Annotated in this window: 15 protein-coding genes and 1 other annotated feature; of the genes, 5 read left to right on the top strand and 10 right to left on the bottom strand. The window is 54.4% G+C overall.

Annotated elements, in window-relative coordinates; all coding sequences use genetic code 11:
• Positions 1–22 precede the first annotated feature (22 nt).
• The gene (gndA, locus tag FOY93_RS14515; RefSeq protein ID WP_133294763.1) at positions 23–1,429 is read left to right on the top strand and encodes an NADP-dependent phosphogluconate dehydrogenase; all 1,407 of its coding nucleotides are present in this window, start codon (positions 23–25) and stop codon (positions 1,427–1,429) included.
• A 226-nt stretch (positions 1,430–1,655) separates the two neighbouring features.
• Complete coding sequence (gene ugd / locus FOY93_RS14510; protein ID WP_143345293.1) at positions 1,656–2,822, top strand: UDP-glucose 6-dehydrogenase; 1,167 nt, start codon at positions 1,656–1,658, stop codon at positions 2,820–2,822.
• A gap of 48 nt (positions 2,823–2,870) precedes the next feature.
• On the opposite strand, the gene FOY93_RS14505 is transcribed toward ugd, so the two are convergent.
• Complete coding sequence (locus FOY93_RS14505) at positions 2,871–3,875, bottom strand: NAD-dependent epimerase (protein WP_127731596.1); 1,005 nt, start codon at positions 3,873–3,875, stop codon at positions 2,871–2,873.
• A gap of 192 nt (positions 3,876–4,067) precedes the next feature.
• Here FOY93_RS14505 and wzzB point away from each other — a divergent pair, with 192 nt between their 5' ends.
• A complete protein-coding gene (gene wzzB / locus FOY93_RS14500; protein WP_143345292.1) occupies positions 4,068–5,048 on the top strand; it encodes an LPS O-antigen chain length determinant protein WzzB in 981 nt (326 codons plus the stop codon).
• Between the two features lie 39 nt (positions 5,049–5,087).
• Here wzzB and hisIE read toward each other — a convergent pair whose 3' ends face one another.
• From hisIE to hisL, 9 genes are all read right to left on the bottom strand, one after another.
• Positions 5,088–5,699, bottom strand: a complete 612-nt coding sequence (gene hisIE, locus FOY93_RS14495) for a bifunctional phosphoribosyl-AMP cyclohydrolase/phosphoribosyl-ATP diphosphatase HisIE (RefSeq protein WP_133294760.1) — start codon at positions 5,697–5,699, stop codon at positions 5,088–5,090.
• Entirely contained in the window at positions 5,693–6,469 is a 777-nt protein-coding gene (gene hisF, locus FOY93_RS14490; protein WP_111966136.1) for an imidazole glycerol phosphate synthase subunit HisF, read from the bottom strand. The genes hisIE and hisF overlap by 7 nt, the downstream gene beginning before the upstream one ends.
• Entirely contained in the window at positions 6,451–7,188 is a 738-nt protein-coding gene (hisA, locus tag FOY93_RS14485) for a 1-(5-phosphoribosyl)-5-[(5-phosphoribosylamino)methylideneamino]imidazole-4-carboxamide isomerase (protein WP_111966137.1), read from the bottom strand. Before hisA ends, hisF begins: the two co-directional genes overlap by 19 nt.
• A complete protein-coding gene (gene hisH / locus FOY93_RS14480; protein ID WP_143345291.1) occupies positions 7,188–7,778 on the bottom strand; it encodes an imidazole glycerol phosphate synthase subunit HisH in 591 nt (196 codons plus the stop codon). The genes hisA and hisH overlap by 1 nt, the downstream gene beginning before the upstream one ends.
• Complete coding sequence (hisB, locus tag FOY93_RS14475; protein WP_143345290.1) at positions 7,778–8,845, bottom strand: bifunctional histidinol-phosphatase/imidazoleglycerol-phosphate dehydratase HisB; 1,068 nt, start codon at positions 8,843–8,845, stop codon at positions 7,778–7,780. The genes hisH and hisB overlap by 1 nt, the downstream gene beginning before the upstream one ends.
• On the bottom strand, positions 8,842–9,903 hold the full coding sequence (hisC, locus tag FOY93_RS14470) for a histidinol-phosphate transaminase (protein ID WP_111966140.1): 1,062 nt from the start codon (positions 9,901–9,903) through the stop codon (positions 8,842–8,844). The genes hisB and hisC overlap by 4 nt, the downstream gene beginning before the upstream one ends.
• Positions 9,900–11,204 carry a histidinol dehydrogenase gene (hisD, locus tag FOY93_RS14465; protein ID WP_143345289.1) on the bottom strand — a complete coding sequence of 435 codons (1,305 nt, stop codon included), beginning with the start codon at positions 11,202–11,204 and terminating at the stop codon, positions 9,900–9,902. Before hisD ends, hisC begins: the two co-directional genes overlap by 4 nt.
• A gap of 5 nt (positions 11,205–11,209) precedes the next feature.
• A complete protein-coding gene (gene hisG / locus FOY93_RS14460) occupies positions 11,210–12,109 on the bottom strand; it encodes an ATP phosphoribosyltransferase (protein ID WP_000886595.1) in 900 nt (299 codons plus the stop codon).
• Positions 12,110–12,154: 45 nt separating this feature from the next.
• Positions 12,155–12,278, bottom strand: a sequence feature (His leader region).
• Positions 12,254–12,304: a his operon leader peptide gene (gene hisL, locus FOY93_RS14455; RefSeq protein WP_001364200.1), complete on the bottom strand. Its 51-nt coding sequence runs from the start codon at positions 12,302–12,304 to the stop codon at positions 12,254–12,256. Its footprint overlaps the feature before it by 25 nt.
• A gap of 174 nt (positions 12,305–12,478) precedes the next feature.
• Here hisL and FOY93_RS14450 point away from each other — a divergent pair, with 174 nt between their 5' ends.
• Together FOY93_RS14450 and FOY93_RS14445 are read left to right on the top strand one after the other, a co-directional pair.
• Positions 12,479–13,303, top strand: a complete 825-nt coding sequence (locus FOY93_RS14450; RefSeq protein ID WP_143345288.1) for an SDR family oxidoreductase — start codon at positions 12,479–12,481, stop codon at positions 13,301–13,303.
• 41 nt (positions 13,304–13,344) lie between these two features.
• Entirely contained in the window at positions 13,345–14,274 is a 930-nt protein-coding gene (locus FOY93_RS14445; RefSeq protein WP_115875771.1) for a LysR substrate-binding domain-containing protein, read from the top strand.
• Positions 14,275–14,392 lie beyond the last annotated feature (118 nt).

The following is a 14,392-nucleotide window of genomic DNA, read 5'->3' as shown; positions in this document are numbered from 1 at the left end:
CCACACCTGACAGGAGTATGTAATGTCCAAGCAACAGATCGGCGTTGTCGGTATGGCAGTGATGGGGCGCAACCTGGCGCTGAACATCGAAAGCCGTGGTTATACCGTCTCCGTTTTCAACCGCTCCCGTGATAAGACCGAAGAAGTCATTGCCGAGAACCCTGGCAAGAAACTGGTTCCTTTCTATACGGTGAAAGAGTTCGTTGAGTCTCTGGAAACGCCTCGTCGTATCCTGTTAATGGTGAAAGCTGGCGCAGGTACCGATGCAGCTATCGACTCCCTGAAGCCTTACCTCGAAAAAGGTGACATCATCATTGATGGCGGTAATACCTTCTTCCAGGACACCATTCGTCGTAATCGTGAACTTTCTGCTGAAGGCTTTAACTTCATCGGTACCGGTGTTTCCGGTGGTGAAGAGGGCGCTCTGAAAGGCCCATCCATCATGCCTGGCGGCCAGAAAGAAGCATACGAACTGGTTGCGCCTATTCTGACTAAAATCGCTGCTGTTGCAGAAGATGGCGAGCCGTGTGTTACTTATATCGGTCCTGACGGTGCCGGTCACTATGTGAAAATGGTGCATAACGGCATCGAATACGGCGACATGCAGCTGATTGCTGAAGCTTATTCCCTGCTGAAAGGCGGTTTGAACCTTTCTAACGAAGAGCTGGCTGAAACCTTTACCGAGTGGAACAAAGGCGAACTGAACAGCTACCTGATCGATATCACCAAAGATATCTTCACTAAAAAAGATGAAGAAGGTAAATACCTGGTTGATGTGATTCTGGACGAAGCAGCTAACAAAGGCACCGGTAAATGGACCAGCCAGAGCTCTCTTGATCTGGGCGAACCGCTGTCACTGATCACCGAATCCGTCTTCGCGCGTTACATCTCTTCCCTGAAAGACCAGCGCGTTGCGGCATCTAAAGTGCTGTCTGGCCCTCAGGCTAAACCAGCGGGTGATAAAGCCGAATTCATTGAAAAAGTGCGTCGTGCACTGTACCTGGGTAAAATAGTCTCTTACGCGCAGGGCTTCTCTCAGCTGCGTGCGGCATCAGACGAGAACAACTGGGATCTGAATTACGGTGAGATCGCGAAGATCTTCCGCGCGGGCTGCATCATTCGTGCGCAGTTCCTGCAGAAAATCACCGATGCCTATGCTGAAAACGCCGGTATCGCCAACCTGCTGCTGGCACCGTACTTCAAGAAAATTGCTGACGAATATCAGCAGGCGCTGCGTGATGTGGTTGCCTACGCTGTCCAGAACGGTATCCCGGTTCCGACCTTCTCTGCTGCAGTAGCCTACTACGACAGCTACCGTGCGGCTGTTCTGCCAGCTAACCTGATTCAGGCACAGCGTGACTACTTCGGAGCGCATACTTACAAACGTACCGATAAAGAAGGCGTGTTCCATACCGAATGGATGGAATAAGTTAACTTACTCGCTGTCATCAAAACCCGGAGCCTGTCTCCGGGTTTTTTTATGCAAAAAATGTCGCCTGTTATTCGAAGTAGTCTGAATCTCGCCCCGCTCGTAGTGATTACTCCTGGTTTGCCTTGACAGTTCAGTTTGCCAGGAGGTACAAAGCCCAACAGTTATGTTTATCGCGATGGTCTGGTGGCCATCAGTACAGTTAACTCACAGAAGTCATTAGCGAATGAAAATAACAATCTCCGGAACAGGGTATGTCGGTCTTTCTAACGGCATTCTGATTGCCCAGAATCATGAAGTGGTTGCGCTGGATATCGTGCAGGCCAAAGTGGATATGCTCAATCAGAAGAAATCGCCGATTGTGGATAAAGAAATCCAGGACTATCTCAGCAATAAATCGCTGAATTTCCGCGCCACGACAGATAAAGAAGATGCATACCGCGATGCGGATTACGTCATCATTGCGACGCCTACTGACTACGATCCTAAAACCAACTATTTCAACACCTCAACGGTAGAAGCGGTAATCAAAGACGTTATCGCGATCAACCCTGATGCGGTGATGGTGATTAAATCGACCATCCCTGTCGGTTTTACCAAATCCATTAAAGAAAAATTCGGTATTGATAATATCTTCTTCTCGCCGGAATTCCTGCGTGAGGGGAGAGCGCTTTACGATAACCTGCACCCTTCGCGTATCGTTATTGGCGAACGTTCTGAGCGCGCTGAACGTTTTGCTGCGTTGCTACAGGAAGGGGCGCTGAAGAAAGATATTCAGGTGCTGTTTACCGACTCCACTGAAGCTGAGGCGATCAAGCTCTTCGCGAATACCTATCTGGCAATGCGAGTGGCTTATTTCAATGAACTGGACAGCTACGCAGAGAGCCTCGGACTGAATACCCGTCAGATTATTGAAGGGGTATGTCTCGACCCACGCATTGGCAACCACTATAACAACCCGTCATTTGGCTACGGTGGCTATTGCCTGCCAAAAGACACGAAGCAACTGCTGGCAAACTATCAGGCGGTGCCGAATAATCTCATTTCGGCGATTGTTGATGCGAACCGTACCCGTAAAGATTTCATCTCTGACTCCATCCTCGCGCGTCAACCCAAAGTGGTGGGCGTATATCGTCTGATCATGAAGAGCGGTTCCGATAATTTCCGCGCTTCTTCTATTCAGGGGATCATGAAGCGCATTAAAGCCAAAGGGGTTGAGGTTATCATCTATGAGCCTGCCATGCCGGACGATCAGTTCTTCAATTCTCGTGTGATCCGCGACCTGGATGCATTCAAGAAAGAAGCCGATGTCATCATTTCAAACCGCATGGCTGAAGAACTGGCTGACGTAGCGGACAAAGTCTATTCCCGAGATCTCTTCGGTAGCGACTAATTCTCTTGCTCCATAAAAAACCCGGCGGATAAGCCGGGTTTTTTATTTTCAGACTTTGTAAAATTCGCGGTACCAGTTAACGAAGTTTTTCACTCCATCCTTAACCGAGGTTTGCGGTTTAAATCCGATCACCTCATAAAGAGCCTGGGTATCCGCACTGGTCTCCAGAACATCCCCTGGCTGGAGAGGCAGCATGTTTTTCTCTGCTTTTGTACCCAGTGCTTCTTCCAACGCGGTAATGTAATCCATAAGTTCGACTGGCGAGCTGTTACCAATATTGTAAACGCGATACGGCGCGGAGCTGGTCGCCGGGGAACCGGTCTCAACGGTCCAGTCTGCATCGGCCTGAGGAATGACATCCTGCAGACGAATAATGGCTTCGGCGATGTCGTCGATGTAAGTAAAGTCGCGCTTCATCTTGCCGTAGTTGTAAACGTCGATGCTTTTGCCTTCAATCATCGCTTTGGTGAATTTAAACAGTGCCATATCCGGACGGCCCCATGGACCATACACGGTAAAGAAGCGCAGCCCGGTGGTCGGCAAGTTGTAAAGATGCGAATAGGTGTGCGACATCAACTCGTTGGCTTTTTTAGTCGCAGCATAGAGCGAGACCGGATGATCCACGGAGTCGTCAGTGGAGAAAGGCATCTTGCGGTTGAGACCGTATACGGAGCTCGACGAGGCATACAGAAGATGCTGAACATTGTTATGGCGACAGCCTTCCAGCACGTTGAGATGCCCAATAAGGTTGGCATCAGCATAGGCGTGTGGGTTTTCCAGGGAGTAGCGTACGCCCGCCTGCGCGGCAAGATGAATCACACGGTCAAACCTCTCAGCCGCGAAAAGCGTGGCCATACCTTCCCGGTCGGCTAATTCCAGCTTGTGAAAGGTGAAACGCTCAGATTTTAACAGTTCCAGGCGTGCCAGCTTCAGGTTGACATCGTAGTATTCATTGAGGTTATCGATACCGACAACCTGATGACCAGCCTCAAGGAGGCGTTTACTGACATTCGCACCGATAAAACCTGCGGCACCCGTGACCAAAAATTTCATAGCTTCCCTCATAAACCCTATTCTTTAGATGCCGTAACGCATCACATGGCGTCTATGATAGCGCGAAGGGGGTTAGTTACATAACCCATCTTTCCGATATTACTCATCGGATTCTTATAGAAAAATCGCCAGTAATCGATAAACTATACAAACTTAATTATGTTTGCCCTTTTTTTATCAGTTAGGGATTGTATGACGCAAAACAACAATAGCCAGGTCAGCAGAAGCAATGACCCTGAGCAAATTGATTTACTTGATTTAGTGTTCCAGCTGTGGCGTGGGAAGTGGGTGATAGCAGTCTTTGTTGTTGTTTGTATCGCCCTGGCAATTGGATATTTATCCGTTGCAAAAGAAAAGTGGACCTCTAGCGCAATTATTGCACAACCTGACGCAGCTCAGATTGCCAGCTATTCTAATGCGTTGAATATCCTTTATGGTACCGCCGCACCTACAATGAATGACAACCAAACGCGTGCTATCGGCCGTTTTAGCTCATCATTCTCGGCGTTGTCGCAGGCGCTCGAAAACCAGGCTGTACCTGAAAAACTGACAATTGAGCCCAAGGTTAAAGATCAGCCATTCCCGTTAATTGTATCGTATACCAGTTCATCGGCAGAAGCCGCGCAAAAGCAGCTGGCGCAGTACATTCAGCAGGTTGATGAGCAAACGGCAAAAGAACTCGCCGCTGACCTTACTGACAACATCAAAGCGCAGATAAAAACCCTGAATGATTCTCTGAAAAACCAGGAGAAGGTCGCTCAGGAGCAGAAGGATCTGCGTATCAAACAGATTGCTGAGGCGTTGAAGAACGCAGAAGCGGCGAAAATTACCTCGCCTCAGCTTCAGCAAACCCAGGAAGTAACTCAGGAAACGATGTTCCTGCTGGGAAGTGAGGGGCTGAAATCAATGATTGACAACGAAGCTTCTCTCCCGTTGGTTTTCCCAAGAGCCTATTATCAGACCAAACGAAATCTGCTGGACATCCAGAATCTGAACGTAAACCCGGACACAATCCACGTTTACCGTTATGTCATGAAGCCGGAACTCCCTGTACGTCGTGACAGCCCGAAAAAAGCGATAGTTCTAATTCTGGCCGTGCTGCTGGGCGGAATGATTGGTTCTGGCGTGGTGCTTGGCCGCAACGCATTGCGCAACTACAAACCAAAAGCCTGATTTGCAGGTAAAAAAACCGGGGATATTCCCCGGTTTTTTTTATTTGTGCCGTTTGCGAAGATTTTCAATCACCGCCGTCAAATCCAGCTCCTGGTCTTGCAGCAGCACCAGCAGGTGATACATCAGGTCCGACGCTTCATTCGTCAGCTCCTCGCGGTCATGCACCGTCGCGGCCAGCGCGGTTTCAACGCCTTCTTCACCTACCTTCTGCGCAATACGCTTGGTTCCGCTGGCGTACAGCTTTGCGGTATACGAACTTTCAGGGTCAGCCGTTTTACGCTCTGCCAGCAGCTTTTCCAGTTTATACAGGAACAACCACTGGTGGCTCGCCTCGCCGAAGCAGCTGCTTGTGCCCTTATGGCAGGTTGGGCCGATTGGGTTTGCCAGCACCAGCAGGGTGTCGTTATCGCAGTCTGGCGTAATGCTCACTGCATTCAGGAAATGACCCGAGGTCTCGCCTTTGGTCCACAGGCGCTGTTTCGTGCGGGAGTAGAAGGTCACTTTGCCGCTGGCGAGCGTTTTCGCCAGCGCGTCCTGGTTCATATACCCCAGCATCAGCACTTCGCCTGAGACGGCATGCTGGACAACCACCGGCAGTAATCCGTCCGTTTTTTCCCAGTCCAGCTGCGCCTGTTGTTGCTCTGTTAACATACCCTGATCTCCACGCCCTGGTCGGCCAGGTACGTTTTTAACTCACCAATATTAATAATCTGCTTGTGGAACACGGAAGCGGCCAGCGCGCCGTCCACGTTCGCATCGCGGAAGGCTTCCAGGAAATGTTCCATGGTGCCCGCGCCGCCGGAGGCAATCAGCGGAACGTGGCAGACCTCACGAACTTTTTTCAGCTGTTCGAGGTCATACCCGTTACGCACGCCATCCTGATTCATCATGTTGAGGACAATCTCGCCAGCGCCACGCTTTTGCACTTCCTGCACCCAGTCGAGCGTTTCCCACTGCGTCACGCGCGTGCGGCTTTCATCCCCCGTGTACTGGTTGACGTGATACTTGCCCGTTGCGGCGTCATACCAGGTGTCGATCCCAACCACAATACACTGCACGCCAAAACGATCGGCAAGGCGGGTGATCAGCTCCGGGTCGGCCAGGGCAGGGGAGTTGATGGAAATCTTGTCGGCGCCAAACGAGAGAATTTTGGCGGCGTCGTCAGCGGACTTAATTCCGCCCGCCACGCAGAACGGAATGTCGATCACTTCCGCCACGCGTTCCACCCAGCTTTTGTCGACCACGCGGCCATCGCTGGACGCGGTAATATCGTAGAACACCAGCTCGTCTGCGCCTTCATCAGCATAGCGTTTTGCCAGCGGAACGATGTCGCCAATGATCTCGTGGTTGCGGAACTGCACGCCTTTCACGACCTGGCCGTCACGTACGTCCAGGCAAGGGATTATCCGTTTTGCCAGCATTGAATAGCCTCCGTCACAGTAAATTTACCTTCCAGCAGAGCCCGGCCCACAATCACACCCTGCACACCGGTACCGCGCAGCGCGGCTACGTCGCCTATATCACCGATACCGCCGGAAGACTGGAACGCTATCTGCGGATAACGCGCACAAACCTCTTCATAAAGCGAGACGTTGGAGCCAGCCAGCGTGCCGTCGCGGGAGATGTCAGTGCATAACACGTGCTTCAGGCCAACGGGCAGATAGATATCAACCAGCTCTTCCAGCGTCACGCCGGAGTTTTCCTGCCAGCCGCTGACGGCCACCTGCTTGTTGCCCTGTTCGTCAATACGCACGTCCAGCGCCAGTACAAGGGCGTCGGCGCCAAAGCGGCGGAACCAGCCCTTCACCGTCTCAGGATCTTTCACGGCGGTTGAACCTACCACCACGCGGGCCACGCCAGCGTCCAGCAGCGCCGCGACGTCATCTTCCGTACGCACGCCGCCGCCAACCTGTACCGGCACATCAACACCCGCAACAAGTTGTTTAAGCAGCGGGATCTGGCGTTTCGCCGGGTCTTTCGCGCCAGTCAAATCCACAAGATGCAGTACCTGCGCACCCTGGGCGGCATAATCCTGCAGACGCGGCAGCGGATCGTTTCCGTAGTCTCGCTGCTGCCCGTAATCACCCTGATGCAGACGGACAACCGTACCGTCAATTAAATCTAACGCGGGAATAATCATCACATCTCCAGGAAGTTTTTCAGCAGCTGCGCGCCCGCGGCGCCAGAGCGCTCCGGGTGAAACTGCACGCCGAAGAAATTGTCTTTCTGTACGGCTGCCGTAAACGCCTCGCCGTAAGTGCACTGGGCGATCGTATTCACGTTCACCGGCATGGCGTAGCTGTGCACGAAGTAAAAATACGCGCCGTCTTCGATGCCGCGAAACAGCCTGTCGCCGGCTTTGGGGTACACGCGGTTCCAGCCCATATGCGGCAGAGGCAGACCGTGGTCAGTCATTTTCGGCACGTCTTCGTCAATAATGCCCAGCAGGTCAACGCCGTTATTCTCTTCGCTGCGGCGGCCCAGGATCTGCATGCCCAGGCATATGCCCAGCACCGGCTGGGTACAGGCCTTGATCAGATCGATCAGATCGCGTTCGCGAATCTGATCCATTGCAGCCTGCGCGGTACCTACGCCCGGTAAAAAGAGTTTGTCGGCTCGCAGCACCACGTCCGGGTCACGGCTAACCACCGGCTCGTAGCCGTGGCGCGCAATGGCCGATTTTACGGAGTTCAGGTTGGCGCATCCGGTATCCAGAATCACCACATTCATTACAGCACTCCTTTCGATGAAGGCAGGGCGTCACCTTCCACGCGAATTGCCTGGCGCAGGGTACGACCAAAGGCTTTGAAGAGACTCTCCACGCGGTGGTGGTCGTTCTTGCCTTTGGTCTTCAGGTGCAGCGTCAGGCCCATGGTGTAGGACAATGAACGGAAGAAGTGCTCCACCATTTCGGTGCTCAGATCGCCCACGCGCTGGTAATTGAAGTCTGCTTTATATTCCAGGTGCGGGCGCCCGGAGATGTCCATGGCACAGCGCGCCAGACACTCGTCCATCGGCAGGACAAAGCCAAAACGGTTGATGCCGCGTTTATCACCGAGCGCCAGCTTGAGGGCTTCACCCAGCGCCAGGCCGGTATCTTCCACTGTGTGGTGATCGTCAATATAAAGATCGCCTTTTACCGTAATTTCCATGCGGAAACCGCCGTGGGTGGCAATCTGGTCCAGCATGTGGTCGAAAAAACCCACGCCGGTGTGGATCTTGCTGCCGCCTTCGCGATCCAGCCAGACCTTCACATCAATTTGCGTCTCTTTGGTGTTACGTTCAACGTGCGAGTAGCGGTCACGTTTTGTCAGCTGCTCGCCAATCATCGTCCAGTTCAGGTTGTTGCGGTCGTATCGCAGTCCCGCGATGCCCATGTTTTCCGCCAGCGTAATATCGGTGATGCGATCGCCGATAACATAGCTGTTGGTTTTATCCAGCGCATCTTCAGCCAGGTAGCGCTCAACCAGCTTCACCTTTGGCTTACGGCAGTCGCACTCGTCGGCCGGCATGTGCGGGCAAATCAGCACCTCATCAAATACCACGCCCTGAGAGGCCAGCACCTGCATCATTAAATTATGCGGGCCGTCAAAGTCTGCCTGCGGGAAGCTGTCGGTACCCAGACCATCCTGATTGGTGATCATCACCAGCCTGTATCCGGCTTTTTGCAGCTTGAGCAGCACCGGGATCACGTCCGGTTCAAAGGCCAGCTTGTCGAATCGATCGACCTGAAAATCGGCTGGTGGCTCCGAAATAAGGGTGCCGTCACGATCGATAAAAAGGATCTTCTGGGTCATACTTTCTCCGCTTTCAGGGCGTCAATCACGCGCTGGCTCTCTGCGCGGGTGCCGACGGTAATGCGCAGGCACCCGCTCAGAGAAGGTTGTTTATTCTGGTCTCGTAAGATAATGCCCTGATCCCATAAAGATTTAAATACGGCACTCGATGCGGTGAAGCGTACCAGGATGTAGTTGGTTTCCGAGTCGAACACCTGCTCCACGCACGGGATATCCTTCAGGGCAGTCACCAGATACTGACGTTCCTCCAGGATTTGCGCCACGCGCTCGCGCATCGCGTTGATCCCCTGAGGCGTCAGCGCCTGTGCCGCAATATCGGCAACCGGCGTTGAGAGCGGGTACGGGGCGATCACCTTCAGCAGCAGGTCGATGACCTCTTTATTCGCCAGGGTGAATCCGCAGCGCAGGCCTGCGAGGGCGAAAGCCTTTGACAGCGTACGCAGCACCACCAGGTGCGGATACTCTTCCAGCCAGCCCGTCAGCGTCGCCTGCGGGCAGAACTCGATGTAGGCTTCGTCGGCCACCACCAGCGCTTTACCGCGCGTCATCTCCAGCAGGGTGCGGATATCCTGCGGGTTAATAATCTGCCCGGTCGGGTTGTTTGGGCTGCAGACAAACACGACTTTTACGCCGTCGAGATTGTCGGCAATCCCCTGCAGATCCAGCTGCCAGTTCTCCAGCGCCTGCACGTTGCGGCACGCCACGCCGAAGGTTTCCGCGCTGACGCTGTACATGCCGTAGGTAGGTTGACAGTACATTACCGCGTCTTTGCCCGGCTCGCAGAACGCGCGGATCAGCAGTTCAATGCCCTCATCCGCGCCGCGGCTGACCAGCACCTGCTCTGGCTTCACGCCCGCGTACTGCGCGTAGTTTTCAATAACCGCCTTCGGTTGACACTCCGGATAGCGGTTCAGCGTTTGCTGCGACAGCTCAAACTGCACCGCAGTCGGGAATTCGTTAGCATTCAGCCAGACATCCCCTTTGCCGCCCAGACGACGCGCGGACTGATAAGGCGTCAGGCGACGGACATTTTCGCGGGCTAATTCTTCAATGTTCATGCTTGCTCCTTCAGGGCTGCAACGCGCAGCGTAACGGCATTTTTGTGGGCGGTCAGGCGCTCGGCGGCAGCCAGGGTTTCAATGGTCGAGGCCAGTGAGGCAAACCCTTCGCGGGAGAGTTCCTGCACGGTCATTCGCTTCTGGAAATCCGCCAGGCCGAGGCTGGAACAGGTTGAGGTGTAGCCGTACGTTGGCAGCACGTGGTTGGTGCCGGAGGCGTAATCGCCCGCTGACTCCGGTGACCAGTCGCCGAGGAACACCGAGCCCGCGCTGGTAATGCTGTCGACCAGATCGCGCGCGTTGCGGGTCTGAATAATCAGATGCTCCGGGCCGTACTGGTTAGAAATAGCAATGCACTGCTCAAGATCGCGCGCCACAATCAGGCGGCTGGCCGCTAACGCCTGGCGTGCCGTGTCGGCGCGGGGCAGGTCGGCAAGCTGACGCTCCACGGCTTCGCCCACGCGTTTCGCCATATCGGCATCCGGCGTCAGCAGGATAACCTGCGAGTCCGGGCCATGTTCCGCCTGGGAAAGCAGGTCGGACGCGACGAAATCTGGCGTGGCGCCGCTGTCGGCAATCACCAGCACTTCAGACGGGCCGGCAGGCATATCGATGGCCGCGCCGTCCAGACGCTGGCTGACCTGGCGCTTGGCTTCGGTCACATACGCATTGCCCGGGCCAAAGATTTTGTCGACCTTGGGAATGGATTCCGTGCCGAACGCCAGGGCTGAAATCGCCTGCGCGCCGCCCACTTTATAGACCGCCTGCACGCCGCACAGCTTCGCCGCGTACAGGATCTCGTCGGCAATCGGTGGCGGTGAGCACAGTACCACTTTCTGACACCCGGCAATGCGCGCGGGAGTCGCCAGCATCAGTACGGTGGAGAAAAGCGGGGCAGAGCCTCCGGGAATATAGAGGCCGACGGAGGCAACCGGGCGGGTTACCTGCTGGCAACGCACGCCGGGCAGGGTTTCCACATCTACGGTCTGCAGCTTTTGCGCGGTGTGGAAAGTATCAATGTTTTTCACCGCAACGGCCATCGCCTGCTTGATGTCATCTCCCAGACGATTGCTGGCATCAGTCATTTCCTGCTCGGTAACCTGTAATGCGCCGACTTCCGTCTTATCAAACTTTGCACTGTATTCACGCAGCGCGTCATCGCCGCGGGCTTTGACGTTATCCAGGATCTCCGCCACGGTGCGCGAGATGCTTTCAGAGGCGGAAATCGCCGGGCGCATCAGCAGCTCGCTCTGCTGTGCGTCGCTACAGGTATTCCAGTCGATGATTGTGTTAAAGCTCATGGCCATTACTCCATCATCTTCTCAATCGGCAGCACCAGGATGGAGCTTGCGCCCAGCGCCTTCAGTTTTTCCATGGTTTCCCAGAACAGGGTTTCGCTGCTCACCATGTGCATTGCCACGCGCTGCTGATCGCCCGCCAGCGGCAGGATGGTTGGGCGCTCGGCGCCCGGCAGCAGGGCAATCACTTCATCCAGGCGCTCGGTTGGGGCGTGCATCATGATGTACTTGGACTCACGCGCCTGAATGACGCCCTGAATGCGGGTCAGCAGCTTGTCAATCAGCTGCTGCTTGGCATCCGCCATCTCGCCGTCGCGCTGAATCAGGCACGCTTTGGAGCGGTAGATCACTTCCACTTCGCGCAGGCCGTTCGCTTCCAGCGTCGCGCCGGTAGAGACCAGGTCACAGATGGCGTCCGCCAGACCCGCACGCGGCGCCACTTCAACGGAGCCGTTCAGCAGGCAGGATTTAAACTGCACGCCTTTCTGATCCAGATAACGCTTTAACAGGTGAGGGTAGGAGGTGGCAATACGTTTGCCGTTCAGCGCGGCCGGACCGTCCCATGCTTCATCAACCGGCGTTGCCAGCGACAGGCGGCAGCCGCCGAAGTCCAGACGACGCAGGGTGAAGTAACGCGGATCTTCGCCCTGCGCGCGGCGGGTCAGCAGCTCTTCTTCCAGCACGTTTTCCCCGATGATGCCGAGGTCAACGACGCCATCCATGACCAGGCCGGGAATATCGTCATCACGCACGCGCAGAATGTCGATGGGCATGTTTTCAGCCAGAGCAATCAGGCGCTGGGTGTGCAGGTTAATTTTAATCCCGCAGCGGGCCAGCAGTTCGCGTGAATCGTCACTCAAACGGCCTGATTTTTGAATAGCTATGCGTAAACGTGAGTTATCTAACATTCTTTATTCCTCGTTAACCTGTTTTAACCTGTCTGAATTCGGTCCAAAAAAAAGCCCCCGGAAGAAGATCTTCCGGGGGCTTTTTCATGCGTTCATGCACCACTGGAAGATCCAAACGTCTTCCAGCACACATCGCCTGAAAGACTAGTCAGGATGATGGTGATGATGGTGGTGTTTAAATTGAACGCGTGTCATATAAATTCTCGATGAATGCTTATTCATTTGATGTCTTTTAACCTAAACCAGTTGTACGACATATTGCAAGGGCTTTTTTGATCATTAATTCATTTCATATTGATGCTATGAATTGTGTGTTCTGCCGGGCTGGCGTAGCCTTATGAAAGACGAGTGAGAGTCAGGAGAATTCGCATGAAAAAGGTCGCGATTGTCGGTTTAGGATGGCTGGGAATGCCGCTGGCGATGTCATTAGCCGCGAAAGGCTGGCAGGTGACCGGGAGTAAGACCACCCGAGATGGGGTCGAAGCGGCGCGCATGTGCGGTATTGATGGCGTTGAACTGCGTCTGGAGCCGGAACTGGTGTGTGATGCGGACGATCTGGACACGCTGATGAACGTCGATGCGCTGGTCATTACGCTACCCGCGCGGCGCAGCGGCCCGGGCGAATCATTTTATCTGCAGGCGATGCAGGAGATTGTCGACAGCGCGCTGGCGCATCACGTACCGCGCATTGTTTTCACCAGCTCGACGTCGGTCTATGGCGATGCTGAAGGTGTGGTAAAAGAGAACTCTGAGCGCCGTCCCGTTACGGCGAGCGGTCAGGTACTGAAAGAGCTGGAAGACTGGCTGCATAATCTTCCCGGCACGCAGGTTGATATCGTTCGTCTGGCGGGGTTGGTGGGGCCTGGACGCCATCCGGGACGCTTCTTTGCCGGAAAGACGGCGCCAGACGGCCAGCATGGCGTGAATCTTGTCCATCTTGAGGATGTTATTGGCGCGATTGAGCTACTCTTACAGGCTCCGAAAGGCGGACACATCTATAATATATGTGCACCGTCTCATCCGGCGCGCAGCACCTTTTACCCGCTGATGGCACGTCAGCTTGGGCTGGCTCCGCCGGTCTTTAGTGAGGCAAAAGATGACAGCAAAGGCAAAATTGTTGATGGCAATCGCATTTGTCATGAGCTGGGGTTTGAGTATCAGTATCCCGATCCGCTGGTGATGCCCATGGAATAAGACCCGCAGCGGAGACGATCGCACACCAGAAGGGGGCGAGCATGAAACCGCTGCTGGATGTTCTTATTATTCTGGATGCACTGGAAAAAGAGGGGAGCTTTGCCGCTGCGTCGGCAAAGCTCTACAAAACCCCATCTGCGTTGAGCTATACCGTTCAAAAACTGGAAAGCGATCTCAATATTCAGATCCTCGATCGCTCCGGGCACCGCGCTCGTTTTACCCGAACCGGACAGATGCTGCTGGAAAAAGGCCGCGAAGTTCTGCATACCGTTCGCGAGCTGGAAAAACAGGCCGTTAAGCTCCATCAGGGATGGGAAAACGAGCTGGTTATTGGCGTGGATGATACCTTTCCGTTTTCTCTCCTGACGCCGCTGATTGAAGCTTTTTATCAACACCACAGCGTGACCCGTCTTATCTTTATCAACGGCGTGCTGGGTGGCTCCTGGGATGCTTTAACCCAGGGCAGAGCGGATATTTTTGTCGGTGCACTCCATGAGCCTCCCCAGCTGAGCGATTTTGGTTTTGCCCGGCTGGGCGTGCTGGAGCAGGTATTTGCCGTGGCACCCCATCATCCCCTGGCTCAGGAGCCTGAGCCGCTTAACCGCCGCGTGATTAAAGGCTACCGCGCGATTGTGGTGGGGGACAGCTCTCGTCCGGAATGTTCGGCCTCCTCGCAGCTGCTTGATGAGCAGGAGGCCATCACCGTTTTCGACTTTAAAACCAAGCTGGAGCTGCAAATAAGCGGCCTGGGCTGCGGCTATTTGCCCCGCTATCTGGCGCAGCGGTTTATTGACAGCGGTGCGCTTGTTGAAAAACAGGTACTTGCTCAAAACAGCCATGAGTCGGTGTGGGTGGGCTGGAATGAACAGACCGCCGGGCTGGCCAGTGCCTGGTGGCGCGACGAAATTTTAGCAAATAGTGCTATCGCCGCTGTTTATGCTCAGGGCAGCGTCGAGAAATCAGCCAGTTAGCAAAAAGAAAATTACCCGCTGCGTTGCAAAGTATTGCCTTTTGTATCCGATGTGGGGCAAAATGCCGCCGCTGCAACCAAATGAATAATCGACGATATAAAAGGCGTCGGTTATTTTT

The organism is Enterobacter sp. 18A13 (assembly GCF_007035975.1).
Classification (GTDB): domain Bacteria; phylum Pseudomonadota; class Gammaproteobacteria; order Enterobacterales; family Enterobacteriaceae; genus Enterobacter; species Enterobacter vonholyi.
Note: the sequence above shows the minus strand (reverse complement) of the source record. Positions and strands in the feature narration are given on the sequence as shown.